Source organism: Variovorax sp. GW822-FHT04A09 (genome assembly GCF_058801005.1).
Genome location: NZ_JBXAMV010000008.1, coordinates 90,177 through 115,709 on the forward strand (window position 1 = coordinate 90,177; position 25,533 = coordinate 115,709).

General features: G+C 67.2%; 22 protein-coding genes. 3 read left to right on the plus strand and 19 right to left on the minus strand.

Annotated features, from left to right (window positions below):
* Positions 1-103 precede the first annotated feature (103 nt).
* The 18 genes from AC1RLW_RS29290 to AC1RLW_RS29375 all read right to left on the minus strand — a co-directional run bounded on the left by AC1RLW_RS29290 (position 104) and on the right by AC1RLW_RS29375 (position 20,973).
* Entirely contained in the window at positions 104-853 is a 750-nt protein-coding gene (locus tag AC1RLW_RS29290) for an MlaA family lipoprotein (RefSeq protein WP_493196019.1), read from the minus strand.
* The gene (gene mlaD / locus AC1RLW_RS29295) at positions 850-1,338 is read right to left on the minus strand and encodes an outer membrane lipid asymmetry maintenance protein MlaD (protein ID WP_062471729.1); all 489 of its coding nucleotides are present in this window, start codon (positions 1,336-1,338) and stop codon (positions 850-852) included. The genes AC1RLW_RS29290 and mlaD overlap by 4 nt, the downstream gene beginning before the upstream one ends.
* Positions 1,339-1,379: 41 nt before the next feature.
* Positions 1,380-2,162: a lipid asymmetry maintenance ABC transporter permease subunit MlaE gene (gene mlaE, locus AC1RLW_RS29300; RefSeq protein ID WP_062471733.1), complete on the minus strand. Its 783-nt coding sequence runs from the start codon at positions 2,160-2,162 to the stop codon at positions 1,380-1,382.
* Positions 2,159-3,022 (minus strand): ABC transporter ATP-binding protein, encoded by an 864-nt coding sequence (locus AC1RLW_RS29305; protein ID WP_354347912.1) that lies wholly within the window; start codon positions 3,020-3,022, stop codon positions 2,159-2,161. The genes mlaE and AC1RLW_RS29305 overlap by 4 nt, the downstream gene beginning before the upstream one ends.
* Positions 3,023-3,088: 66 nt before the next feature.
* Positions 3,089-4,567 carry a glutamate synthase subunit beta gene (locus AC1RLW_RS29310; RefSeq protein WP_062471739.1) on the minus strand — a complete coding sequence of 493 codons (1,479 nt, stop codon included), beginning with the start codon at positions 4,565-4,567 and terminating at the stop codon, positions 3,089-3,091.
* A 35-nt stretch (positions 4,568-4,602) separates the two neighbouring features.
* Positions 4,603-9,348 carry a glutamate synthase-related protein gene (locus AC1RLW_RS29315; protein ID WP_493196020.1) on the minus strand — a complete coding sequence of 1,582 codons (4,746 nt, stop codon included), beginning with the start codon at positions 9,346-9,348 and terminating at the stop codon, positions 4,603-4,605.
* Positions 9,349-9,526: 178 nt separating this feature from the next.
* Positions 9,527-10,228, minus strand: coding sequence for a transposase (locus AC1RLW_RS29320; protein WP_492686175.1), 702 nt, complete (start codon positions 10,226-10,228; stop codon positions 9,527-9,529).
* A gap of 29 nt (positions 10,229-10,257) precedes the next feature.
* Positions 10,258-11,139, minus strand: a complete 882-nt coding sequence (locus tag AC1RLW_RS29325) for a class I SAM-dependent methyltransferase (protein ID WP_493196132.1) — start codon at positions 11,137-11,139, stop codon at positions 10,258-10,260.
* A gap of 14 nt (positions 11,140-11,153) precedes the next feature.
* On the minus strand, positions 11,154-11,729 hold the full coding sequence (locus tag AC1RLW_RS29330; protein ID WP_492686176.1) for a DUF1415 domain-containing protein: 576 nt from the start codon (positions 11,727-11,729) through the stop codon (positions 11,154-11,156).
* Positions 11,726-13,012, minus strand: coding sequence for an MFS transporter (locus AC1RLW_RS29335; RefSeq protein WP_493196021.1), 1,287 nt, complete (start codon positions 13,010-13,012; stop codon positions 11,726-11,728). Before AC1RLW_RS29335 ends, AC1RLW_RS29330 begins: the two co-directional genes overlap by 4 nt.
* A complete protein-coding gene (locus AC1RLW_RS29340; RefSeq protein WP_493196022.1) occupies positions 13,009-14,145 on the minus strand; it encodes a deoxyguanosinetriphosphate triphosphohydrolase in 1,137 nt (378 codons plus the stop codon). The genes AC1RLW_RS29335 and AC1RLW_RS29340 overlap by 4 nt, the downstream gene beginning before the upstream one ends.
* A 28-nt stretch (positions 14,146-14,173) precedes the next feature.
* Positions 14,174-15,298, minus strand: coding sequence for a 3-dehydroquinate synthase (aroB, locus tag AC1RLW_RS29345; protein WP_493196023.1), 1,125 nt, complete (start codon positions 15,296-15,298; stop codon positions 14,174-14,176).
* Between the two features lie 33 nt (positions 15,299-15,331).
* Entirely contained in the window at positions 15,332-15,880 is a 549-nt protein-coding gene (locus AC1RLW_RS29350) for a shikimate kinase (protein WP_062471759.1), read from the minus strand.
* Between the two features lie 23 nt (positions 15,881-15,903).
* Positions 15,904-18,054 carry a type IV pilus secretin PilQ gene (locus AC1RLW_RS29355; RefSeq protein ID WP_493196024.1) on the minus strand — a complete coding sequence of 717 codons (2,151 nt, stop codon included), beginning with the start codon at positions 18,052-18,054 and terminating at the stop codon, positions 15,904-15,906.
* Positions 18,051-18,593, minus strand: a complete 543-nt coding sequence (locus AC1RLW_RS29360; protein WP_062471766.1) for a pilus assembly protein PilP — start codon at positions 18,591-18,593, stop codon at positions 18,051-18,053. Before AC1RLW_RS29360 ends, AC1RLW_RS29355 begins: the two co-directional genes overlap by 4 nt.
* On the minus strand, positions 18,590-19,270 hold the full coding sequence (locus AC1RLW_RS29365) for a type IV pilus inner membrane component PilO (protein WP_070059947.1): 681 nt from the start codon (positions 19,268-19,270) through the stop codon (positions 18,590-18,592). The genes AC1RLW_RS29360 and AC1RLW_RS29365 overlap by 4 nt, the downstream gene beginning before the upstream one ends.
* Before the next feature lie 6 nt (positions 19,271-19,276).
* Entirely contained in the window at positions 19,277-19,897 is a 621-nt protein-coding gene (locus AC1RLW_RS29370; RefSeq protein ID WP_070059948.1) for a PilN domain-containing protein, read from the minus strand.
* Entirely contained in the window at positions 19,894-20,973 is a 1,080-nt protein-coding gene (locus tag AC1RLW_RS29375; protein ID WP_062471776.1) for a pilus assembly protein PilM, read from the minus strand. The genes AC1RLW_RS29370 and AC1RLW_RS29375 overlap by 4 nt, the downstream gene beginning before the upstream one ends.
* Before the next feature lie 251 nt (positions 20,974-21,224).
* Between AC1RLW_RS29375 and AC1RLW_RS29380 the strand changes: the two genes are divergently transcribed.
* A complete protein-coding gene (locus tag AC1RLW_RS29380; protein ID WP_493196025.1) occupies positions 21,225-23,636 on the plus strand; it encodes a penicillin-binding protein 1A in 2,412 nt (803 codons plus the stop codon).
* A 22-nt stretch (positions 23,637-23,658) separates the two neighbouring features.
* On the opposite strand, the gene cyaY is transcribed toward AC1RLW_RS29380, so the two are convergent.
* Positions 23,659-23,991: an iron donor protein CyaY gene (gene cyaY, locus AC1RLW_RS29385; RefSeq protein ID WP_062471779.1), complete on the minus strand. Its 333-nt coding sequence runs from the start codon at positions 23,989-23,991 to the stop codon at positions 23,659-23,661.
* A 12-nt stretch (positions 23,992-24,003) separates the two neighbouring features.
* Here cyaY and lptM point away from each other — a divergent pair, with 12 nt between their 5' ends.
* Together lptM and lysA are read left to right on the plus strand one after the other, a co-directional pair.
* Positions 24,004-24,255, plus strand: coding sequence for an LPS translocon maturation chaperone LptM (gene lptM, locus AC1RLW_RS29390; protein ID WP_062471782.1), 252 nt, complete (start codon positions 24,004-24,006; stop codon positions 24,253-24,255).
* Positions 24,252-25,529, plus strand: a complete 1,278-nt coding sequence (gene lysA / locus AC1RLW_RS29395; RefSeq protein WP_493196027.1) for a diaminopimelate decarboxylase — start codon at positions 24,252-24,254, stop codon at positions 25,527-25,529. The genes lptM and lysA overlap by 4 nt, the downstream gene beginning before the upstream one ends.
* Positions 25,530-25,533: the final 4 nt, after the last annotated feature.

A 25,533-nucleotide genomic window follows, 5' to 3' on the forward strand; every position in this document is an offset into this window, starting at 1 on the left:
GGAACGGTTTCGACAGGCGCCAGGCCGACCGGGTTCCTGAAGCGGAGGTGAAGCCTTGCAACCGGATGCAAGCAGGACCACCCCGTCCGCCCCCTTTTTGCCGTCACTTGCCGGCGTTGTCGTCTTCCGGCGGGTTGCCGTCGTAGACCTGGTTGCGGCGACGCTGCAGGAAGGCATCGCGCGTGAACGAGTACTTGTCGAGCGCGGCTTCGTCGAGCAGGCGGGTGGCCCCCAGGTAGCGCGAACGGGTGTCCACGACACGCAGGCCCGCCAGCGAATTGCGCCAGGCGATGTCGTGGATATGGCCCTGCGCGTCGCCGTACATGTCGAGCGGCCGGGCGAACGTGTCGCGCAGCGTGGAAGGGCCGAGCAACGGCAGCACGACGTACGGACCGGCGCCCACGCCCCAGTAGCCCAGCGTCTGGCCGAAGTCTTCCTCGTGGCGCGGCAGGCGCGCCTCGGAGGCGACGTCGAGCAGGCCGCCCAGGCCGAAGAAGGTGTTGACGTTCAGCCGCATGAAAGTCTCGGCGCTGTTCTGCAGCTTGAGCTGGGCCACGTTGTTGGCCAGGCTCCAGATGTCGCCGAGGTTGCTGAAGAAGTTGGTCACGCCCTGGCGCACCAGCGAGGGCACCACGTTCTGGTAGGCGGTGGCCACGGGCTCCAGGACGGCCTCGTCGACGGTGTCGTTGAAGCGCGTCATGCCGCGGTTGTACGGCTCGAAAGGGTCGGTCGGGCTCGCGCCGGATCCGGTGGCGCATCCGGCCACGAGGGCGAAACCGACGGTGGCGGTGGCCCAACGGGCGGAGCTAGCTACACTTTTAATAGCAGTCGACGAAAAAAGTCGTGTGGTCATTTCTTGTTGGCTGTTCCCGGCGCCGTATTCCCCTCGGCGGCCTTGCTGTACAGGAACTGGCTGATCAGGTTCTCCAGCACCACGGCCGATTGGGTCGCGGTGATGGTGTCGCCGGCTTGCAGGTTCTTTTCCTCGGCGCCCGCCTCGATGCCGATGTACTGCTCGCCGAGCAGGCCACTGGTCAGGATCTTGAGCGAGCTGTCCTTGGGAAAACTGTAACGGTTTTGCAGCGCCAGCGTCACATCGGCCTGAAAGGCCTTGTCGTTGAACGCGATGGATTCCACACGACCGACCACCACGCCCGCGCTCTTGACCGCGGTCTGGGGCTTGAGCCCGCCGATGTTGTCGAAACGCGCGGTGACCGTGTAGGTCTTCTGGAAGTTCAGGCTCAGCAGGTTGGCCGACTGCAGCGCCAGGAACAGCAAGGCGGCGCCGCCGATCAGCACGAACAGGCCGACCCAGATGTCGTTGGTGGAACGTTGCATGGTTTGCACTCTCTGTCTAGAACGATGGAGCCGGGGCCCCTTTAGATACTGAACATCATGGCGGTGAGCAGGAAATCGAGCCCCAAGACCGCCAGCGACGCCATCACCACGGTGCGCGTGGTCGCGCGCGACACGCCCTCAGGCGTCGGCTGGGCCTCGAAGCCCTGCAGCAACGCGACGAAGGTCACGGTGAAACCGAACACGATGCTCTTGATGACGCCGTTGCCGACGTCGCGCCAGACATCGACGCCGCCCTGCATCTGGCCCCAGAACGCGCCCGGGTCGACGCCCAGCATGAGCACGCCCACGACATAGCCGCCCATGATGCCGACCGCGCTGAACACGGCCGCCAGCAGCGGCATGGTGATGACGCCGGCCCAAAAGCGCGGCGCGAGGATGCGCTGCACCGGGTCGACCGCCATCATTTCCATGGCACTCAACTGCTCGTTGGCTTTCATGAGGCCGATCTCGGCCGTCAGCGAGGTACCGGCCCGGCCGGTGAACAGCAGGGCCGCCACCACGGGACCGAGTTCGCGCACGAGGCTCAGCGCCACCAGCAGGCCGAGCGCTTCGGACGAGCCGTAGCGCTGCAGCGCGTAGTACATCTGCAGCCCGAGCACGAAGCCCACGAACAGGCCCGACACGCCGATGATCGCGAGCGAGTAGTTGCCCAGGAAATGGATCTGGTCACGCACCAGCCCGAAGCGCCGCATGATCTGCGCGCCCGGGCCGAGCAGGCGCAGGAACAGCTTGGCCGCATGGCCCATGTCGGCCAATTGGCTGCGCACGGCAAAGCCGACGTCGGCGGGCTTCCACCAGGTCATGAGCGCCCTCCTTCGCCGTTGCCGAAGTCGTCTTCGATGCTGACACCGGGATAGTGGAAGCGCACCGGCCCGTCAGGCAGCGCATTGACGAACTGATGCACCAGCGGATCGGCGCTCTCGCGCACCTCGTCGGGCCGCCCCTGCGCGGCGATGCCGCCGTTGGCCAGGATGATCACGTGGTCCGCGATGCGGAAGGTTTCCTCGAGGTCGTGGGACACGATGATGCTGGTGAGGCCGAGCGCATCGTTGAGCTGGCGGATCAGCCGCGCGGCCGTGCCGAGCGAGATCGGGTCGAGCCCCGCGAAGGGTTCGTCGTACATCACGAGGTCGGGGTCGAGCGCGATCGCGCGGGCCAGCGCCACGCGCCGCGCCATGCCGCCCGACACCTCGCTGGGCATCAGGTCGCGCGCGCCGCGCAGGCCGACGGCGTCGAGCTTCATGAGCACGATGTCGCGCACCAGCGCTTCCGACAGCTGCGTGTGCTCGCGCAGCGGAAAGGCCACGTTGTCGAACACGCTGATGTCGGTGAACAGCGCACCGAACTGGAACAGCATGCCCATGCGGCGCCGCGCCGCATACAGCGTCGCGACATCGAAGTGGCCGACATCCTTGCCGTCGAACAGCACCTCGCCGCGTTGGGCGCGCTGCTGGCCGCCGATGAGGCGCAGCACGGTGGTCTTGCCGCCCCCCGATGCCCCCATCAACGCCGTCACCTTGCCGCGCGGCACGGAAAACGACACGCCGTCGAGGATCGCGCGCGCGCCGTAGCCGAACGTGACATCGCGGAATTCGACGAAGGAGGAAGACGTGGGTGTGGCTGGGTCCATCTCAATAAAAAAGCCGGGCGCCTTCTCAGGCATCCCGGCATGCGGTTTCCGCGGATGATAACGGGGCCGCGAACGGCGCCGCTTCAAATGAAACAAAAATCAGCGCGGTAAGTCGCTGAATCCCATCAAAAATTCGTCGACCGAACGCGCCGCTTGACGGCCCTCGCGAATTGCCCACACCACCAGCGATTGGCCGCGGCGAATGTCACCTGCGGCGAACACCTTGGGCACATTGGTGGCATAGCCGCCGATGAAGTCGACCGTGGCGCGCGCGTTGCCGCGGGCGTCCTTCTCGACACCGAAGGCGTCGAGAACGGTGGCCACGGGGCTGATGAAGCCCATCGCCAGCAGCACCAGGTCGGCCTTGAGGATCTGCTCGCTGCCGGGCACTTCCTGCATCTTGCCGTCCTTCCATTCGACGCGCACGGTCTTCAGGCCGGTGACCTTGCCCTTCTCGCCGATGAATTCCTTGGTCGAGATGGCGAACTCGCGCTCGCAGCCTTCTTCGTGGCTGGAGCTGGTGCGCAGCTTGATCGGCCAGTAGGGCCAAGTCAGCGGGCGGTTCTCTTCTTCCGGCGGCTGGGGCATCAGTTCGAACTGCGTGACGCTCACGGCGCCGTGGCGGTTGCTGGTGCCCACGCAGTCGGAGCCGGTGTCGCCGCCGCCGATCACGATGACGTGCTTGCCGTCGGCGCGCAGCTGGCCCTTGACCTTGTCGCCCGCGTTGACGCGGTTCTGCTGCGGCAGGAACTCCATCGCGAAATGGATGCCGTCGAGGTCGCGGCCGGGCACGGGCAGGTCGCGCGACTGCTCGGCGCCACCGGTGAGCACCACGGCGTCGAAGTCTTTCTGCAGCTGCTCGGGCGTGACGGTTTCCTTGGCCAGGTTGGTGACCTTGGAGCCCTTGCCCAGCGGGTCTTTCGCGGCACCAACCATGACGCCGGTGCGGAAGGTCACGCCCTCGGCCTTCATCTGCTCGACGCGGCGGTCGATGTGCGACTTCTCCATCTTGAAGTCGGGAATGCCGTAGCGCAGCAGGCCGCCGACACGGTCGTTCTTCTCGAACAGCGTGACGTCGTGGCCGGCGCGCGCCAGTTGCTGCGCGGCAGCCATGCCGGCCGGGCCGGAGCCCACCACGGCGACCTTCTTGCCGGTCTTGTGCTTGGCGACGCGCGGCGCCACCCAGCCTTCGTCCCAGGCGCGGTCGATGATCGCGTGTTCCAGCGACTTGATGCCGACCGCGTCGTCGTTCACGTTGAGCACACAGGCGGCCTCGCAGGGCGCGGGGCAGATGCGGCCGGTGAACTCGGGGAAGTTGTTGGTCGAGTCGAGCACCGCGAAGGCGTTCTGCCAGTCGTCGCGGTACACGAGGTCGTTGAAGTCCGGAATGATGTTGTTGACCGGGCAGCCGCTGTTGCAGAACGGCGTGCCGCAGTCCATGCAACGTGCGCCCTGCACCTTGGCCTGGTCGGTGTTCAGGCCGACGACGAATTCCTTGTAGTGCTTGACGCGCTCTTCGACAGGCTTGTAGCCCTCTTCGATGCGCTCATGCTCCATGAAGCCGGTGATTTTTCCCATCGTGCTTTCCTCTGTTCTTCGTATCTATGGCGCGCTCAGACGGCGGCCGTGGCGGGCGCGGCCAGTGCGTGCGGCTCGAGGCCCACGTGGGCGTTGTTGCCGCTGCTGGCCAGCTCGACCTGGCGGTCGTGCAGCTCGGCCAGGGCGCGCTTGTACTCGTTCGGGAACACCTTGACGAACTTGGTGCGCGACTCGGCCCAGGTGTCGAGCAGCTCGCGCGCGCGCTTGCTGCCGGTCCAGCGGTGGTGCTCTTCGAGCAGCTTCTTCAGCTGCGCTTCGTCGGTCTCGCCGCCGTGCCAGATCTTGCGATGCACGCTGGCGATCTGCTCGGCCGAGGTGAGCACCTTGTCGAGCGACACCATCGAGAGGTTGCAGCGCGAGGCGAACTGGCCATCTTCGTCGTAGACGAAGGCGACGCCGCCGCTCATGCCGGCCGCGAAGTTGCGGCCCGTCTTGCCGAGCACGGCCACCGTGCCGCCGGTCATGTATTCGCAGCCGTGGTCGCCGGTGCCTTCGATGACCGCCGTGGCGCCCGACAGGCGCACCGCGAAGCGCTCGCCGGCCACGCCGCACAGGTAGGCCTCGCCGGTGGTCGCGCCGTACAGCGCGGTGTTGCCGACGATGGTGTTGCGCGCGGCTTCACCGCGGAAGTCGAGGCTGGGGCGCACCACCACGCGGCCGCCCGAGAGGCCCTTGCCGGTGTAGTCGTTGGCGTCGCCGATCAGGTACAGCGTGATGCCGCGTGCCAGGAAGGCGCCGAACGACTGGCCGCCCGTGCCTTCGAGCTGGATGCGGATCGAGTCGTCGGGCAGGCCCTGCGGATGCACCTTGGTCAGCGCGCCCGAGAGCATCGCGCCCACCGAGCGGTTGACGTTGCGCGCCACCTCGATGAACTGCACCTTCTCGCCCTTGTCGATGGCGGGACGCGACTTCTCGATGAGCTTCACGTCGAGCGCACGCTCGAGGCCGTGGTCCTGGTTCTCGACATGGAAGCGCGGCACGTCGGCCGGCACGATCGGCAGCGCGAACAGGCGGCTGAAATCCAGGCCCGAAGCCTTCCAGTGTTCGATGCCCTTGCGCATGTCGAGCAGGTCGGCGCGGCCGATCAGGTCGTCGAACTTGCGGATGCCCAGCTGGGCCATGATCTGGCGCACTTCTTCGGCAACGAAGAAGAAGTAGTTGACGACGTGCTCGGGCTTGCCCGAGAACTTCTTGCGCAACACCGGGTCCTGCGTGGCCACGCCCACCGGGCAGGTGTTCAGGTGGCACTTGCGCATCATGATGCAGCCCTCGACCACCAGCGGCGCGGTGGCGAAGCCGAATTCGTCCGCACCCAGCAGCGCGCCGATGGCGACGTCGCGGCCGGTCTTCATCTGGCCGTCGGCCTGCACGCGGATGCGGCTGCGCAGGCGGTTGAGCACCAGCGTCTGCTGCGTTTCGGCCAGGCCGATTTCCCACGGGCTGCCCGCGTGCTTGATCGACGACCAGGGCGAGGCGCCCGTGCCGCCGTCATGGCCGGCGATCACGACGTGGTCGCTCTTGCACTTGGCCACGCCTGCAGCGATGGTGCCGACGCCGATTTCGCTCACCAGCTTCACGCTGATGCTCGCGTGCGGCGCGGTGTTCTTCAGATCGTGGATGAGCTGGGCCAGGTCCTCGATCGAGTAGATGTCGTGGTGCGGCGGGGGCGAGATGAGGCCCACGCCCGGCACGGCATAGCGCTGCTTGCCGATGTACTCGGTGACCTTGCCGCCGGGCAGCTGACCGCCCTCGCCCGGCTTGGCACCTTGCGCCATCTTGATCTGGATCTGGTCGGCCGAGTGCAGGTACTCGGCGGTGACGCCGAAGCGGCCCGACGCGACCTGCTTGATGCGCGAACGCAGCGAGTCGCCGTCGTTCAGCGGCAGGTCGACCTCGACGTTGGCCGCGCCGATCACGCTCTTGAGCGTGTCGCCCTGCTTGATCGGGATGCCCTTCAGTTCGTTGCGGTAGCGCGCGGGGTCTTCGCCGCCTTCGCCCGTGTTGCTCTTGCCGCCGATGCGGTTCATGGCAATGGCGAGCGTGGCGTGCGCCTCGGTGCTGATCGAGCCGAGCGACATCGCGCCGGTGGCAAAGCGCTTGACGATCTCGGCAGCGGCTTCGACCTCGTCGACCGGGATGGCCTTGGCCGGATCGATCTTGAACTCGAACAGGCCGCGCAGCGTGAGGTGGCGGCGGTTCTGGTCGTTGATGAGCTGCGCGTATTCCTTGTACGTGTTCCAATTGTTGGAGCGCGTGCTGTGCTGCAGCTTGGCGATGGCGTCGGGCGTCCACATGTGCTCTTCGCCGCGCGTGCGCCAAGCGTATTCGCCGCCGGCGTCCAGCATGTGGGCGAGCACGGGGTCGTCGCCGAAGGCGGCCTTGTGCATGCGGATGGCTTCCTCGGCGATCTCGAAGACGCCGATGCCTTCCACGCGGCTGGCGGTGCCGGTGAAGTACTTGTTCACCGTCTCGGTGTTCAGGCCGATGGCTTCGAACAGCTGGGCGCCGCAGTAGCTCATGTAGGTGCTGACACCCATCTTCGACATGATCTTCGACAGGCCCTTGCCGATGGCCTTGACGTAGTTGTAGACCGCCTTGTCGGCGCTCAGGTCGCCCGGCAGGTCGGCGTGCATGGCCGCCAGCGTTTCCATCGCGAGGTACGGGTGCACGGCTTCGGCACCGTAGCCGGCGAGCACGCCGAAGTGATGCACTTCGCGCGCCGAACCGGTCTCGACCACGAGGCCGGCCGTGGTGCGCAGGCCCTCGCGCACGAGGTACTGGTGCACGGCCGAGAGGGCCAGCACCGCGGGGATCGCGACTTGCGTCGGGCCCACGCCGCGGTCGCTCACGATCAGGATGTTGTGGCCGCCCTTGATGGCATCCACGGCTTCTGCGCACAGCGAGGCCAGCTTGGCTTCGACGCCTTCATCGCCCCAGCCCAGCGGGTAGGTGATGTCGAGCACGTAGCTCTTGAACTTGCCCTGCGTGTAGCGGCCGATGTCGCGCAGCTTCGCCATGTCGGCGAAGTCGAGAATGGGCTGGCTCACTTCGAGCCGCATTGGCGGATTGACCTGGTTGATGTCCAGCAGGTTCGGCTTAGGGCCGATGAAGGACACCAGCGACATCACGATCGCTTCGCGGATCGGGTCGATCGGCGGGTTCGTGACCTGCGCGAACAGCTGCTTGAAGTAGTTGTACAGCGGCTTGTTCTTGCTGGAGAGCACGGCCAGCGGGCTGTCGTTGCCCATGGAGCCGATGCCCTCTTCACCGGCCTGCGCCATCGGGCTCATCAGGAACTTGATGTCTTCCTGGGTGTAGCCGAAGGCCTGCTGGCGGTCGAGCAGCGCGACCTGGCTCACGGGAATCGCGGCCGGTTCGGCCTTGACGCTGTCGAGCTTGATGCGCAGGTTCTCGATCCACTGCTTGTAGGGCTTGCTGTTGGCGAGGGTGGCCTTGACCTCCTCGTCGTCGATCATGCGGCCCTGCTCCAGGTCGATGAGGAACATCTTGCCGGGCTGCAGGCGCCACTTGCGAACGATCTTCTGCTCGGGCACGGGCAGCACGCCCGACTCGGAGGCCATGATGACCAGGTCGTCGTCGGTCACGCAGTAGCGCGAGGGACGCAGGCCGTTGCGGTCGAGCGTCGCGCCGATCTGGCGGCCGTCGGTGAACACGATGGAGGCCGGGCCGTCCCACGGCTCGAGCATGGCGGCGTGGTACTCATAGAACGCGCGGCGGCGCGTGTCCATGGTGGCGTGCTGTTCCCAGGGCTCGGGAATCATCATCATCACGGCCTGGCTGATGGGGTAGCCGGCCATCGTCAAGAGCTCGAGGCAGTTGTCGAAGGTGGCGGTGTCGGACTGGCCGGCGAAGCTGATCGGGTAGAGCTTCTGCAGGTCGGCGCCGAGCACGGGCGACGACATGACGCCTTCGCGTGCCTTCATCCAGTTGTAGTTGCCCTTGACCGTGTTGATTTCGCCGTTGTGGGCGACGTAGCGGTACGGGTGGGCCAGCGGCCACTCGGGGAAGGTGTTGGTCGAGAAGCGCTGGTGCACCAGGCCCAGGGCCGAGACGCAGCGCTTGTCCTGCAGGTCGAGGTAGTAGGTACCGACCTGGTCGGCCAGCAGCAGGCCCTTGTAGACCACGGTGCGGCTGGACATGCTCGGAACGTAGTATTCCTTGCTGTGCTTGAGCTTCAGGCGCTGGATGTTGGCGCTGGCGGTCTTGCGGATCACGTACAGCTTGCGCTCCAGCGCGTCCTGCACGATCACGTCGTTGCCGCGGCCGATGAAGATCTGGCGCAGCAGCGGTTCCTTTTCGCGCACGGTGGGCGACATGGGCATGTCGCGGTTGACCGGCACGTCGCGCCAACCCAGCAGCACCTGGCCTTCGGCCTTGATGGCGCGTTCCATCTCTTGTTCGCAGGCTTCGCGCGAGGCGTGTTCCTTGGGCAGGAAGATCATGCCGACGCCGTATTCGCCAGGCGGGGGCAGCGTGACGCCCTGCTTGGCCATTTCTTCGCGGTACAGCAGGTCGGGCAGCTGGATCAGGATGCCCGCGCCGTCGCCCATCAGCTTGTCGGCACCGACGGCGCCGCGGTGGTCGAGGTTCTCGAGGATCTTCAGGCCCTGCAGCACGATGGCGTGGCTCTTCTCGCCCTTGATGTGGGCGACGAAGCCGACGCCGCAGGCGTCGTGCTCGTCGGCACCGGAATACAGACCGTGTTCTTGGAGGTGTTGAATCTCGGCAGCCGTCGTCATGGCGCGCTCCTTCAGTTTTCGCAGGGAAAGGGAGCATATTGCGATGCACAAAGAATGCCAAACACTTTAATAGGGGTCAGATTCCTATTAAATCTTGAGTTTTCTTGTCAGAATTAAATTAGGGACATATTAAAAACAGGAGCACGATTGCCAACGAGGGCACGGCTTTCGACCGCTTTCAGTCCGGATCTTTGGCGGGCGCAGGCGGCCGGCCGGCCTTGGCCTTGATCACGCGGCGCTCGGTGGACTTCTGCAGGCTGTCCAGAAAACCGTCGTCGCCAGCCGCCCAGCCGCGCAAGGTGGCCTCGGTCAGGGCCTGCTGATCGGCCGCGCGAACCCCGCCACGCACCAGTTCGGCATACGCCGCCTCCCGCGCGAAGGGCGTGTTGCCGAGCTCCCAGTACAGCGGATGCGGCGTCAGCAGGCGGTCCTGCCGCAAGCCGGCGTAGTGGCCGTGGCTGGACCACGGGAAGTCGCGCGCCTCGGCGACCATGCCGGCGCGCACCGGGTTCAGGTCGATGTAGGCCATGCAGGTCAGCAGGTAGCGCTCGGTCTGGATCAGGGTCGATCTGTAGCGCCCTTCCCACAAGGTGCCGCTACGGCCATGGCGGTCGTTGAAGTAGCGCACGTAGCTGCGCCCGACCGACTGCATGAACTGCGGCAGGCCCGTGGCGCTGTCGGGCGTGGCCAGCAGGTGGAAATGGTTGTCCATCAGCACGTAGGCATGCAGCGCGATGCCGAAGCGCGCGGCATTCTCGGCCAGCAGGCCGAGCAGCTTCTCGTGGTCGGCGCGGTCCACGAAGATCGGCTGGCGGTTGTTGCCGCGCTGGATCACGTGGTGCGGCATGCCAGCCAGCGTGAGACGAGGGAGACGGGCCATGGGGACGATGGACGACGCCGTCCGGGTACTTAATCGGCGAGACGGAAGCGCGTGTCGCCCAGCGTGCCGAGCCCGAACTGCGCCAGCAGCTCGCGCAGCCGCGTCGCCGCACTCGCCTTGCGCTGGCCGGTGTAGCGCGCCAGGATCAGCTCGTTCTTCATGCTGTGCTCCCAGCCGACCAGCTCGGTGACGGTGACGCTGTAGCCGTTAGCCTCCAGGTACAGGCAGCGCAGCACGTTGGTGAGCTGGCTGCCGATCTCGCGGGTGTGCAGCGGATGGCGCCACAGTTCGGCCAGCGGCGTGCGCGACAGGGCCAGCGCCTTGGTCTCGCGCAGGCAGGCCGCCACTTCGGCCTGGCAGCAGGGCACGAGCACCATGCAGCGCGCCTTCTTGGCCAGGCCGAAGGCGATGGCGTCGTCGGTGGCGGTGTCGCAGGCGTGCAGCGCGGTGACCACGTCGATCTGCGCCGGCAGCTCGCTGGCCTGCGCCGACTCGGCCACGGTGAGGTTCAGGAACGACATGCGCCCGAAGCCCAACTGCTGCGCCAGCGCGCGGGAACGCTCGACCAGCTCGCTGCGCGTCTCGATGCCGTAGACATGCCCGCCCTGCCGCGCGCGGAAGAACAGATCGTAGATGATGAAGCCCAGGTACGACTTGCCCGCCCCGTGGTCGGCCAGCGTGGCCTCGGCGCCCTCGCCCGGCAGCTCGCGCAGCAGCTGCTCGATGAACTGGAACAAGTGGTAGACCTGCTTGAGCTTGCGCCGCGAATCCTGGTTGAGCCGGCCTTCGCGCGTGAGGATGTGCAGCTCCTTGAGGAGCTCGACAGACTGGCCCGGCCGCAGGACTTCGGCCAGCTCGGCCTCTGCCTTCGCAGCCTTGTTGGTGGGGTGGGCTTTCGCGGGACGGGGCATGGTGTTCTTGTTGTTCATGGCGTGGCGCTTCCCGGGCCGACATCGAGCGCGGTCCAGCCGTCGGGGCCCAGGGCTTCAAGCGTCTCGATGTTGCGCTCGAAGATCGCCTCGGCCTCGGGAAAGGCCTCGACCGCGCGGTCCACGCTGTCTTCGCGCAGCAGGTGCAACGTGGGGTACGGCGCGCGGTTGGTGGCGTTGGTGATGTCGTCGGCCTCGGTGCCGGCGAACTGGAAATGCGGATGGAAGCTGGCGAGTTGCAGCACGCCGTCGAAGCCCGCGCGGGCGAGCTTGCGCTCGGCGCGCTCGGTGAAATCGTTGAAGTCGAGAAAGTCCGCCAGCGCGTGAGGGACGATCAGCAAGGTGGTGTCGCGCACCTCGGCATCGAGCGCCACGAGCGCGCGGGCTTCGGCCAGCAGCGCATCGATGAGGCGGCCTTCGTGGGTGTCGAGGTAGGTGACGTAGTGGATCTGGCCCTTCACATGCACCGCCTTGGCGAAGGGGCACAGGTTGAGGCCGATCACGGCGCGCTCGAGCCAGCGGCGGGTGTCGGCTTCGGCCTGCGCGGCGTCGATGACCGTCGGGTCGCTCATGCCGTGGCCTCCGTCAGCCGGCGGATGCGCCCGAGGCGCGCGGCGACCGCCATGCCGGCAAGCGAACAGGCCAGCGTGGCGGTCCAGGTCCAGTGCCAGCCACCGACGCGGTGGGCCAGCCAAGCCACCGCCGGCGGCGCCAAGAACTGACCGAGCGAGGACGCCTGCTGCATCAGGCCAACGGTGGTCGACACGGTGCTCGGCCCCGGCGCCAGCCGCACGCCCAGCAGGAACAGCGTGGCCGGCACCATGCCGCCGCCGAGCGAAAAGGCGCAGATCGCGGCATAGCGCAGCGCGGGCGGCAGGCCCAGCGCCTCGGCGCCGGCGCCCTGCCCCACCTGCGCGAAGGCGGCGACACCGCCCAGCGCCATGGCCAGGAAACCCCATTGCAGCAGGCGCTCGGGCGCCACGCCGCGCTGCAGCCAGCGGCCGCCCATGAGGTTGCCGACGATGTTCATCGCCGCGGCCAGCGCGGTCAGCACTGCGCTCCAGGCGGCCGGCACCTTCGCGTCGGCATAGATGGCGGGCAGGAAACCGATCACGGCCATCCATTGCGACGAATACACGGCGAAGGTCAACGCGACCAGCCACGGCGCACGTGCACCGACCGTCTCGCGCAGCCGCGACGCCCAACCGGCCGACGCGGGCTGCGGGCTTGCACCGGCCACGCGGGACCGGTCGCGCGGCACTGCCAGCCACACCCAGAGTGCCGCACCCGCCGACACCAGCGACAGCGTCCACCACCAGTCGGCCCATCCGCCCCAACCGATCAGGGCCGGACCGATGAGCAGCGCCAGCGCCACGCCGAGCGGCATGTAGGCGCCCCACAGGCCCAGCGCGGCCTTGTCGGCGCCCGCCGGCGTCAGTGCGCGGATGAGTCCCGGGCCAGGCATCACCGCCATCAGGAAGCCGATGCCTTCGGCCGCACGCAGCACGAACAGCCACAGCACCGCGTGAGACCCGCCCAGCAGACCGGCACCGACAGCGCCCCCGAGCAGGCTGGCCGTCGTCAGCACCGCCAGCCCGACGAGCATGCTGCGCCGCAGACCGATGGAATCGGCCGCAAGCCCGGCCAGCAGCCCGAGCGTCATGCTCGCGACCTGGACCAGCGAGAGCAGGAAACCCGCCTCGACCAGGTCGATGCCCAGCGACGCCTGCAGCGCCGGCACGGCGGGCGGCAGCTTGCCCAGGTGCAGCGCGGCACTGACGCCGCCCAGCACGACAGCGAAGGCCGCGGCCGGCACGCGGGCCGACGCGCTGTTCGAGCGCACGGCCGCCGTCATGCGATGCCTCGCCGGCCAGTCAGCCGCTCGTGCTCGCGCATAGCGAAGCGGTCGGTCATGCCGGCGATGTAGTCGGCCACGGCGCGGTGCCGGTCGCGGCGCTCGGCGTACGAGGCGGGCATCTCGGCGCCGCGCGCCAGGTAGGCGTCGAACAGCCCGCGCACGACCTCGCTCGCCTGGTCGGTGGTCTGCGTGACCTGCGGGTGGCGGTAGAGGTTGCGGAACAGGAACTGCTTGAGCGCCTCCGACTGCGCCTGCATGACGCCGCTGAAGGCCACCAGCGGTGGCGCCTGGCGCACGACGTCGGCATCGGCGGGCGCCAGCGCCTCGATGGCCGCGCGCGTCGTGTCGATCACGTCGTAGACCTGCGCGCTGAGCATGCGGCGGATGGTTTCATAGAGCACGCGCCGGCCCTGGCCCTGCAGGTGCGGATGCTCGACCAGAGCTTCGCGGCGGTAGCGCTCGAACAGTTCCACATCGGCCAGCTGCTCGACGCTGATCAGGCCCGAGCGCACGCCGTCGTCGATGTCGTGCGCGTTGTAGGCGATGGCATCGGCCAGGTTGCACAGCTGTGCCTCCAGCCCCGGCTGCGTGCGGTCGAGAAAGCGACGGGCCACGCCCTGCGGCTCGGCCGCCTCGATGCGCTCGGCGTTGGCACGCGAGCAATGCTTGAGGATGCCTTCGCGGGTCTCGAAGCTGAGGTTCAGGCCGTCGTACTGCGGGTAGCGGTGCTCCAGCGCATCGACCACGCGCAGGCTCTGCAGGTTGTGCTCGAAGCCGCCGTGTTCGGCCATACAGGCGTTGAGCGCGTCCTGGCCCGCGTGGCCGAAGGGCGTGTGGCCCAGGTCATGGGCCAGCGCGATCGCCTCGACCAGGTCTTCGTTGAGCCGCAGCGCGCGCGCGATGGAGCGGCCCAGCTGCGCGACTTCGAGCGAATGCGTGAGCCGCGTGCGGAACAGGTCGCCCTCGTGATTCAGGAACACCTGGGTCTTGTAGACCAGCCGGCGGAAGGCGGTGGAATGGACGATGCGGTCGCGGTCGCGCTGGAAGGCGTCGCGCGTGGGCGCGGGCGGCTCCGCGTGGCGCCGTCCGCGCGAGCGCGCGGGGTGGCAGGCGTACGCCGCAAGGCTCACGGCTGGATCTCCGCGTGTCGCGCTGCGCTCATGCCACGCAGCACTGCGCGAGCACGTCGCGCACCATCGCGTCGGGCGCGCTGCGCACGACGGCGGAGCCGGGCCGGTCGATCACCACGAAGCGGATCTCGCCGGCTTCCGATTTCTTGTCGACGCGCATCAGCTCCAGGTAGCGCTCGGCGCCCAGCGCCGGTCCCACGGTGGGCAGGCCGGCGCGCTCGATCAGGCGGGTGAGCCGCGCGACAAAGGCCGCGTCGACGCCGCCGAGGCGCTGCGACAGCTGCGCCGCCATGACCATGCCGCAGCCGACGGCTTCGCCATGCAGCCACTCGCCGTAGCCCAGTCCCGACTCGATGGCATGGCCGAAGGTGTGGCCGAAATTGAGGATGGCGCGCAGGCCGGTCTCGCGCTCGTCCTGACCGACCACCAGCGCCTTGATCTCGCAGCTGCGCTTCACGGCATGGGCCAGCGCGGCCGGGTCGCGCGCCACCAGCGCTTCGATGTTCGCTTCGATCCAGTCGAAGAAGGCCATGTCGTAGATCGGACCGTACTTGATGACCTCGGCGAGGCCGGCGCTCAGTTCGCGCGGCGGCAGCGTCTGCAGCGTGTTCAAGTCGCACAGCACGAGCTGCGGCTGGTAGAACGCGCCAATCATGTTCTTGCCCAGCGGGTGGTTGATGGCCGTCTTGCCGCCCACCGAGGAGTCGACCTGCGCCAGCAGCGTGGTCGGCACCTGCACGAAGGGCACGCCGCGCATGTAGCTGGCGGCGGCGAAGCCGGTCATGTCGCCCACCACCCCGCCGCCGAGCGCGAACAGCACCGTCTTGCGGTCGCTGCCGTGGCCCAGGAGGGCGTCGAAGATCAGGTTGAGCGTCTCAAGGTTCTTGTATGCCTCACCGTCGGGCAGTTCGAGCAGGTGGACCGTGCGAAAGCGTTTGGCCAGCACGGTCCGCAAGGCCTGCGCGTAGAGCGGCGCCACGGTGGTGTTGCTGACGATCAGCGCGCTGGCGGCTGCGGGAACGACGCCGAAGCTGGCGGGGTCTTCCAGCAGGCCGCCGCCGATCAGGATCGGGTAGCTGCGCTCGCCGAGCTGGATCTCGACGCGTTCGGGCTTTGGCGGGGCGGAAAGTGCGGGCGAAACAGACAGGGACATGGCCGCGAGTTTAGGCGCTCGGGCCTGCCGGGGTCAGTCCGAGGGCTCTTCCGGATGGGCGCCGGGTTCGACCACCCCGGCCAGTTCGAGCTGCATCACGATGAGGTTGACCAGCACCGCGATCGACGGCCGGCCGGTGTCGACCACGTCGTGGGCGGTTTCCCGGTAGAACGGGTCACGCGCATCGTGCAGTTCGCGCAGCCGGCCCAGCGGATCGGCCACCTGCAACAGCGGGCGCTTGACGTCGTGGCGCAGGCGCCGGAACAGGTCTTCGGGCGAGGAGCGCAGGTAAATGACGTGGAAATGGTCGCGCAGCTGCTGCCGATTGGCCTCGCGCAGCACGGCGCCACCGCCCGTCGCCAGCACGCCGTGGGGATGGGCGGCCAGGTCGGCGATGACCGCCTGCTCGATGTCGCGGAAGGCGGCTTCGCCCTCGCGATCGAAGAAATCACGGATCGTGCAGCCGATGCGCTGCTCGATCACGTGATCGGTGTCGATGAAGGGAGTGTTCAGCCGAGCGCCCAGCCGCCGGCCCACTGCGGACTTTCCGGCGCCGGGCAACCCGACAAGTGCGACCGCCACGCGGTGGCTGCTACGCCCGCGCGTCAGCGCGCGGCGTTGCGGTCGGTAATCATCTTCGGGGTGATAAAGACGAGCATTTCGGTCTTGTTGGCAACGCGTTCGCGCTTGCGGAACAATGCCCCCATGTAGGGGATTTCACCCAGCACCGGCACGCGCGATTCGTCATTGGTTTCGGTGAGCTCGAAGATACCACCGATGACGACCGTGCCGCCGTTCTCGACCAGCACCTCGGTCTGCACGTGCTTGGTGTTGATGGCCGGGCCCGCCGAGGTGTTGACGCCGCGGGCGTCCTTGCTCACGTCCAGCGTGAGGATGATGTTGCCTTCGGGCGTGATCTGCGGCGTGACTTCAAGCTTGAGCACCGCCTTGCGGAACGAGATCGAGGTCGCGCCGCTGGAGGTAGCCTGCTGGTACGGGATTTCCTCGCCCTGCTCGATCAGCGCCTTGGTCTGGTCGGCCGTGATGACGCGGGGGCTGGAGACCAGCTTGCCCTTGCCATCGGCTTCGAGGGCCGAGATTTCGAGGTTCAGCATGCGCGACAAGCTCGAGTTGAACAGCGAGATCGCGAAGGTGCCTGCGGCGTTGCCGGTGCCGCCAGCGTCGCCGGCGGGCAGGTTGATGAAGTTGGAGTTGGTCCAGGTGGCTGCTGCGCCGCCGACGCCGCCCCCGTTGGTGGTGGCAGGCATGACGCCGAAGGTGCCGTAGGCCGGATTGCCGTTGGCCGACGCGACGCGTTCGCGGGAGATGCCGCCGCCCATCCGCACGCCGAGCGACTTGCCGAAGGTGTCGGAGGCTTCCACGATGCGCGCCTCGATCAGCACTTGACGGACTGGAATGTCCAGCTTCTGGATCAGGTCGGTGACCTGCGCCAGGCGCGAAGGAATGTCGGAGACGAACAGCTGGTTGGTCCGCGATTCGGCAATCACGCTGCCGCGGGGGCTCAGGATGCGCGAGGTCGCGCCGCCGCCACCACCACCGCCGCCACCCGCCGATGCACCAGTCCCCGTCAGGCCCTGTGCAATCGCAATGGCCTTCGTGTAGTTCAACTGGAACGATTGCGTGCGCAGCGGCTCCAGGTTCTCGATCGCCGCCTTGGCTTCGAATTCGAGCTTTTCCTTGGCGTTGATCTCGTCCTTGGGCGCGATCCACAGCACGCTGCCGTTCTTGCGCATGCCCAGGTTCTTCGCCTGCATGATGATGTCGAGCGCCTGGTCCCAGGGCACATCCTTCAGCCGCAGCGTCAGTGCGCCGCTGACCGAATCCGAGGTCACGATGTTGAAGTTCGTGAAGTCGGCGATCACCTGCAACAGCGAGCGGATCTCGATGTTCTGGAAGTTGAGCGACAGCTTCTCGCCGTTGTAGCCGACGCCTTGCGTGAGCTTGCTCGGATCGACCTTGCGCGCGCGGACTTCCACCACGAACTGGTTCTCGCTCTGGTAGGCGCTGTGCTCCCAGTCGCCCTTGGCATCGATCGTCATGCGCACGCGGTCGCCCGACTGCTGCGAGGTGATCAGCTGCACCGGCGTACCGAAATCGGCCACGTCGAGGCGGCGGCGCAGGCCTTCGGGCAGCGTCGACTTGGTGAACTCCACCACCAGGCTCTTGCCCTGCTGCTTCACGTCGACGCCGACCTGGTTGTTCGGCAGGTCGACCAGCACGCGGCCGGTGTTGTCGGCGCCGAGGCGGAAATCGACGTCGCGCAGCGGCAGCGTGTCGCGATTGCGGTTCTCGGCGAAAGTGGTCGCCGCGGAAGCGACGAGTGCCGTGCCAGCCACCGGTTCGAGCACCACCAGCAGCGACTTGCCCTGGATCTCGGCCTTGTACGCCGTGGCCTGCTTCAGGTTCAGCACCACGCGGCTGCGGTCACCGGCCTGCACCACGTTGACCGAGCGCAGGTTGCCCTGGTTCACCTCGATGGCCGAACGCCCGATGGCGTTCGTCACCCCCGGGAAGTCCAGCGCGATGCGCGCCGGCGTCTGCACCGAGAACCCGGCGGGCACGGCGGTGAGCGGCTGCGCCAGGTCGATGCGGATCACTTCCGCGCCCGACTGGGTCGAGCTCGTCACCGACTCGATCGCGTTTTGCGCATGGGCGACGGCCAGGGCACCGAAAGCCAGCAGACCCAGCCCGGCGGCGCGCAGCCACTGTGCCATCGTTGATTTTTTATGGTTCATTTCGCACTCTCTTGCAACTGCAGCGTGGCTACGCGTTCGATCCATTCGCCCGCGGCGTCCTGCACGATCTCGCGCAGGGCGACTTCGGTTTCGTTGATACGGGTGATGCGCCCGTAGTTGAGCCCCAGGTACTCGCCGACGCGCACCTTGTAGAGCAGTTTGTCGACACGCACGAGCGCCACCGGCTGGCCGTTGCGGTTCATGCTGCCGACCATCGCCATCGTGTCGAGCGGGAACGCTTCGAGGGCTTCCTTGCGGCGCGCCAGCTCCGGCGCGATCAGCTCGGACGTGCTCGGCTGGTTCGACTCCCGGCGCAGCGCCTGGGTCAGCTTCAGCATGTTGAAGGGCTCGAACGACGACGCCTCGGTGTAGGCCTGCGGCGTGAACTTCTTGGGCTCGGAGATCGGCGGCACCGAGGGCTTCACCTGCGCGCGCTGCTCGACCATCCAGCGCTGCAGGTCTTCCTGGTCGGAATCGCCGCAGGCGCTCAGGCCCAGCGTGGCCAGTGCCAGCCACAGGACTTTGGCGACCGGCTTCATTTCTTCGCCTTCGGCGCCGTGGCGCGTTTCTGGGCGGCCCGCTCGTCTTCGTCGAGGTAGCGGTAGGTGCGCGCGGTGGCGTCCATCGTCAGCACGTCCTTGTCCTTCTGCGGTGTGACGGTCACGTTGTTGAGCGTCACGATGCGCGACAGGCTGGCCACGTCGGCCGCGAAGGCGCCCATGTCGTGGTAGCGGCCCGTGACGCGCACGGCGATCGGCAGCTCGGCGTAGTAGTCCTTGACCGACACCTGGCCCGGACGGAACAGTTCGAACTGCAGGCTGCGGCCGAGACCGGCCTGGTTGATGTCGGAGAGCAGTGCGTCCATTTCCGCCTTGCTGGGCAGTTGCTTCTCGAGCAGGATCACGTACTGCTGCACCTGCTCGCGCTGCTTCTTCAGCAGGTCGAGGTTGGCGGCTTGCGCCACTTTCTTCTGGTAGTCGGTCCGAAGCGTGACTTCCTTGGCGCGCTCGGCTTCGAGCTCGTCATTGGAGTTCGTGAGCCAGACAAACCACAGGCCCGCCAGCACCAGCGCGGACACGGCCAGGCACAGTGCGTAGCGCGGCACCGCCGGCCACATGGAAGGATCGTTCGGATTCAGTCCGCGGAACTGGTCGCCGAAGTTCCGCAGTGCGGTGGCGACGTCGACTTTGGGGAGAGATCGGTTGCTGATGGCCATGATCGATTACCCCTTCGCCTGCGCCTTGGCGGCCAGGGCCTTCTCGGCCTCCGCCTTCTGGGCGTCGGTGGGCCGCTTGAGGCCGATGCGCATCGTGAAGTTCGCCACGCGGCGCTGGTCGCGCTGGCTCAGGTTCACGTTGGCCGAGGTGATTTCGACCAGCTCGGGCTTCACCAGCCAGGGGCTGTTGTTGCCGAGGTTGCGCAGCAGCTCCGACACGCGCTCGTTCGACTGCGCCATGCCTTGCAGGGTCACGGTCTGGTTCTCCTGCTTCATGCTGGTGAGGTAGACGCCGTCGGGCAATTGCCGGACGAGTTCGTTGAGCAGGTGCACGGGCAGATTGCGGTCGCCTTGCAGGTCTTCCACGGCCAGCTGGCGCGCGCGCAAGGCTGCGATTTCTTCCTGCAGTGTCGAGATTTCCTTGATCTCGACTTCGAGCTTCTTGATCTCGGCCTGAAGGAAACCGTTCTTCGATTGCTGAGCCGAAATCTGGGCCTCGAACCACAGGTAACCGAGGCCGGCGATCAGGGCGCCCAGCAGCGCGGCACCACCCAAGGTGCCGTAGAAAGCCTCGCGGCGGCGCTTGCGCGCGGCTTCGCGGTGCGGAAGCAGATTGATCAGGATCACTGCAGGAACCTCCGCATGGCCAGGCCGCAGGAGGTCAGATAGGAAGGCGCTTCGCGGCGGACCTTCTTCTCGCGAATGCTGGGGCCGAAGTCCATGCCGTCGAACGGATTCACGAGCGAACAGGCAAAAGAAGTCTGGCGGGTCACGGCATTGGTCAGCCCCGGCAGCGACGACGAGCCGCCCGCCAGCAGCACGTAGTCGACGCGGTTGTGCGGCGTGCTGGTGAAGAAGAACTGCAACGCCCGCGCGATTTCCTGCGCGATGCTTTCGACGAAGGGCTTGAGCACGCCCGAACCGTAGTCGTCGGGCAGGTCGCCGCTGCGCTTCTTGGCTTCGGCTTCCTCGGCGGAAAAACCGTACTGACGCACGATCAACTGGCTCAATTGAGCACCGCCGAAGGCCTGGTCGCGGTCGTACAGCACTTCCTGGTTGCGCAGCACCTGCATGCTGGTCGTGAAGGCGCCGACTTCGAACAGCGCCACGATGGCGTCCACGCCCTTGCCCGGGAGCTGCTCGATCAGGCGCGCGGTTGCGAGGCGCGAGGCATACGACTCGACGTCGAGAATCATGGCCTTCAGGCCCGCGGCTTCCGCCAGGCCTTCGCGGTCCTGCACCTTCTCCTTGCGGGAGGCGGCGATCAGCACTTCCACGTCACCGACGGAGGTCGTGCTCGGTCCTGTCACGCAGAAGTCGAGGCTCACCTCATCGAGCGAGAACGGGATGTACTGGTTGGCTTCGGATTCGACCTGGATCTCGAGCTCCTGCTCGCTCATCCCGCCCGGGAGAATGATCTTCTTGGTGATGACCGCCGAGGGCGGCAGCGCCAGCGCCACGTTGCGGGTCTTGGTGCCGCTCTTGCGCACGACGCGGCGCACGGCTTCGGCGACTTCGTCGAATTTTTCGACGTTGCCGTCGGTGATCCAGCCGCGTTCGAGCGGCTCGATGGCGCAGCGCTCCAGGACCAGCTTGCCGCTGGCCTCACGGCCGAGCTCCACCAGCTTCACGCTGGACGAACTGACGTCCAGTCCCAGCAGGGGGGCGTTCTGACGACGAAACAATGATCCAAGAGCAGCCAAGTTAGGTCCCTCTCCCCCTGTTATTTGTAACCAATGGAAAAATATGCGTTCGGTTGCATGCTAGCAGCAGGCACAGCGCCCACCAAGCGTGCAGAAAGCCCGAAACCGACAACCGTTGTCAAAACGTGACGTCAAAGCCGCATTCTGTAACTTTCTGCTTAGCCCCTGGAGAGGGAATGCGCGAGGTAACAAAGATCCGGAGGCGCCGAGGGGGCGGCTTTTTATAATGTCCGGTGACTCTCCGGGCTCCCATGCAAGAAACTTCCAGCCCGAAAGGGCGCGCCAAGACTCCTCCACCCGAACGCCCCTTCTGGCTGAAATGGCTGTTGCGTTTCGTGTTCTGGGGGGCGGGCATCGCTGCGGCGGGCCTGCTTTCCATCCTGTGCGTGGTGGCCGTGGCCCTGGCAGTGGCCTATCCCAACCTGCCGGACATCTCGGAGCTCTCCGACTACCGCCCCAAGCTGCCGCTGCGGGTGTTCTCCGCCGAAGGCACGCAGATCGGCGAATTCGGGGAAGAGCGACGCAACCTCACCCCCATCGCGGCGATCCCCAAGGTCGTGAAGGACGCTGTCCTCGCCGCCGAAGACGCCCGCTTCTATGACCACGGCGGCGTCGACTACAAGGGTCTGGTCCGCGCCGGCCTCGCCAACCTGAACCGCGTGAAGAGCCAGGGCGCCTCCACCATCACGATGCAGGTGGCCCGCAACGTCTACCTGAGCTCCGAGAAGACGCTGACCCGCAAGATCTACGAAGTGCTGCTGACCTTCAAGCTGGAGCACCTGCTCACGAAGGACCAGATCTTCGAGATCTACCTGAACCAGATCTACCTGGGCAACCGCGCCTACGGCTTCGCCGCCGCCTCCGAGGCCTACTTCGGCAAGCCGCTGTCCGAGATGACGATCGCCCAGGCCGCCATGCTGGCCGGCCTGCCGAAGGCGCCCGGCGCCAACAACCCGGTCAACAACCCGCAGCGCGCACGCGGGCGCCAGTTCTACGTGATCGACCGCATGCAGGAGGCCGGCTTCATCACCGCCGAGCAGGCGGCGGAGGCCAAGAAGGAAGAGCTGCACCTGCGCGACGCCGCCGACCCGAACCGCCTGCACGCCGAGTACGTGGCCGAAACCGTGCGCCAGCTGATGTACGCCCAGTACGGCGACAGCACCTACACGCGCGGCCTCAAGGTCTACACCTCGCTGGTCGCAGCCGACCAGGCCGCGGCCTACAAGGCGCTGCGCAAGGGCATCATGGATTACGAGCGCCGTCAGGTGTACCGCGGCCCCGAGAAGTTCATCGACCTGCCGAACGACCCCAAGGAGCTCGACGAAGCGGTGGACGACGTGCTGAACGACCACCCCGACAACGGCGACGTGATGGCGGCCGTGGTGCTCAAGGCCACGCCCAAGGAAATCCAGGCCATCCGCGCCAACGGCGACGCCGTGCAGATCACGGGCGACGGCCTCAAGCCCGCGCAGTCCGGCCTGTCGGACAAGGCGCCGCCCAACATCAAGATCCGCCGCGGCGCCGTGATCCGCGTCGCGAAGACGCCCAAGAGCACCTGGGAAATCACCCAGCTGCCCGAGGTGGAAGGCGCGTTCGTGGCCATGGACCCGCGCGACGGCGCCATCAAGGCGCTGGTCGGCGGTTTCGACTTCGGCAAGAACAAGTTCAACCACGTCACGCAGGCGTGGCGCCAGCCGGGCTCGAGCTTCAAGCCCTTCATCTACTCGGCGGCGCTCGAAAAGGGCTTCACCCCCGCCACGGTCATCAACGACGGCCCGCTGTTCTTCGACGCCGGCACCACCGGCGGCCAGCCCTGGGAGCCCAAGAACTACGGCGGCGGCTTCGACGGTCCGATGTCGATGCGCACCGCGCTGATGAAGTCGCGCAACCTCGTGTCGATCCGCATCCTGCAATCCATCGGCACGCGCTACGCGCAAGACTGGATCACCAACTTCGGCTTCGACAAGGACAAGCACCCCGCCTACCTGCCGATGGCGCTCGGTGCCGGTGCCGTCACGCCGATGCAGATGGCGGTGGGCTATTCGGTGTTCGCCAACGGCGGCTACCGCGTGAATCCGTACCTCGTGACCCGCGTCACCGACCACAAGGACCGCGTGCTGGTCGACGTCCAGCCGCCGCTGCTCAATGAAGCCTCGCGCGCCATCCCGCAGCGCAACGCCTTCATCATGGACACGCTGCTGCAGTCCATCACGCGCGCCGGCACGGCCGCGAAGGCGCAGGCGATGCTCAAGCGCCCCGACCTCTACGGCAAGACCGGTACCACCAACGACTCGCTCGACGCCTGGTTCGCGGGCTTCCAGCCCACCATGACGGCGATCTCGTGGATCGGCTACGACACGCCGCGCAACCTGGGCGACCGCGAAACCGGCGGCGGCCTGAGCCTGCCGATCTGGATCAACTACATGGAAACCGCCCTCAAGGGCGTGCCCGTGACCGACCTGTCGACCACGCCGCCTTCGGGCATCGTGAGCGTCGGCGGCGAGTGGTACTACGACGACTACGCGCCGGGCCGCGGCGTGTCGAGCCTGGGCGTGGAGTCTTCCGCGCCGGTGGCACCGGCCGAAGCCCTGAGCGGTCCAGCGATCAGCGCGCCCGCGCCGCCCGAGGAGCGCAACCGCATCCTCGACCTGTTCAGGAACTAATCGAAAAAGACGGAGCGGCGGCTCAGGCCGCCGCGAACACCAGCGGCTGCCCCGCCTGCAGGGTCGCCTCGCGCGACAGGTTGCCGAAGAACTCTTCCCCGGTCTTGGTGTCCACCCACACCCGGCCGTCGTGCCGGTAGTGGTAGCCGCCGGAGCGCGCCGCCAGCCAGATTTCCTGCAGCGGCTTTTGCAGGTTCACGATCAGCTGGCTGCCGTTGCGAAACGACATCGTGATCATCCCGCCGACCCGCTGGTTGTCGATGTCGGCGTCGGTCGCGTCGTTGATGCGGTCGCAGCCCTGCTCGATGGCAGCAAGCGCCGCCTCGGCGCGGTCCATGTACTCGGTGTCGGTCATTACAATTTCAGCATGTTGAATGTTCGCCAAATTCTAGTGAGCGCTCGCGCCCGCACCGCGCTCATGGTCTGCCTTGCCGCCAGCGCGGCCGGCCTTGCGGCGTGCGGACAGCGCGGCGCGCTCTATCTGCCGACCGATCCGGCGGCCGCCCAGCGCGCCACCTTGCCCCAATTGCTCACCCCCGGCGGCTCCAAAGCCTCCGACAACGAAGCGGCCCCCAAGCCCGCCGCAGCCAGCAGCGCCCCCGCCTCCCCCCAGAAATGACGACGAACACCCCCCTGCCCGGCCACCCCCACATCGCCCACCGCGACGGCGCCCTGCACGTCGAGGGCGTCACGCTCGACGCGCTGGCGCGCGCGCACGGCACGCCGCTGTTCGTCTATTCGAAGCAGTGGATGCTCGACGCCCTGGCCGCCTACCAGCGCGGCTTCGAGGGCCGCGAGGCGCTGATCTGCTACGCGATGAAGGCCAACTCCTCGCTCGGCGTGCTGCGCGTGTTCGCCGAGGCCGGCTGCGGCTTCGACATCGTCTCCGGCGGCGAACTGTCGCGCGTGCTGGCCGTGGGCGCCGATCCGAAGAAGATCATCTTCTCGGGCGTCGGCAAGACGCGCGCCGAGATGCGCCAGGCCCTGGCGGCCGGCATCGCCTGCTTCAACGTCGAGAGCGAGGCCGAGCTCGACGTGCTCAACGAGGTGGCGCTGGCCGAGAAGGTGCGCGCGCCGATCAGCATCCGCATCAATCCGAACGTCGACCCGAAGACGCACCCCTACATTTCCACCGGCCTCAAGGGCAACAAGTTCGGCATCGCGCATGACCGTGCGGTGCAGGCCTACCAGCACGCCGCCCGGCTGCCGGGCCTCGAGGTGGTCGGCATCGACTGCCACATCGGCTCGCAGATCACCGAAGCCTCGCCCTACCTGGACGCCTGCGACCGCGTGCTCGACCTGGTGGAAGCCATCGAGGCAGCCGGCGTGCCGGTCCATCACCTGGACTTCGGCGGCGGCCTGGGCATCGACTACAACGGCGAAGTGCCGCCCAAGGCCGATGCGCTGTGGCAGCAGCTGCTCGCCAAGCTCGACGCGCGCGGCTTCGGCCAGCGCAAGCTGGTGATCGAACCCGGCCGCTCGCTGGTCGGCAATGCCGGCGTGTGCGTGACCGAGGTGCTCTACACCAAGCCCGGCGAAGACAAGAACTTCTGCATCGTCGACGCGGCCATGAACGACCTGCCGCGCCCCGCGATGTACCAGGCCTTCCAGAAGATCGTGCCGCTGCGCGAGCGCGCCGGCGACGCCCCGACCTACGACGTGGTGGGCCCGGTCTGCGAAAGCGGCGACTGGATCGGCCGCGACCGCGCACTCAACGTGGCGGCCGGCGACCTGCTGGCCGTGCTGTCGGCGGGTGCGTACTGCATGAGCATGGCCAGCAACTACAACACGCGCGGCCGTGCCGCCGAGGTTCTGGTGAGCGGCGCCACAGCGAAGCTGATCCGTCGCCGCGAGACGATGGAAGACCAGCTGCGCGCCGAGATCGACGGCTGATCCG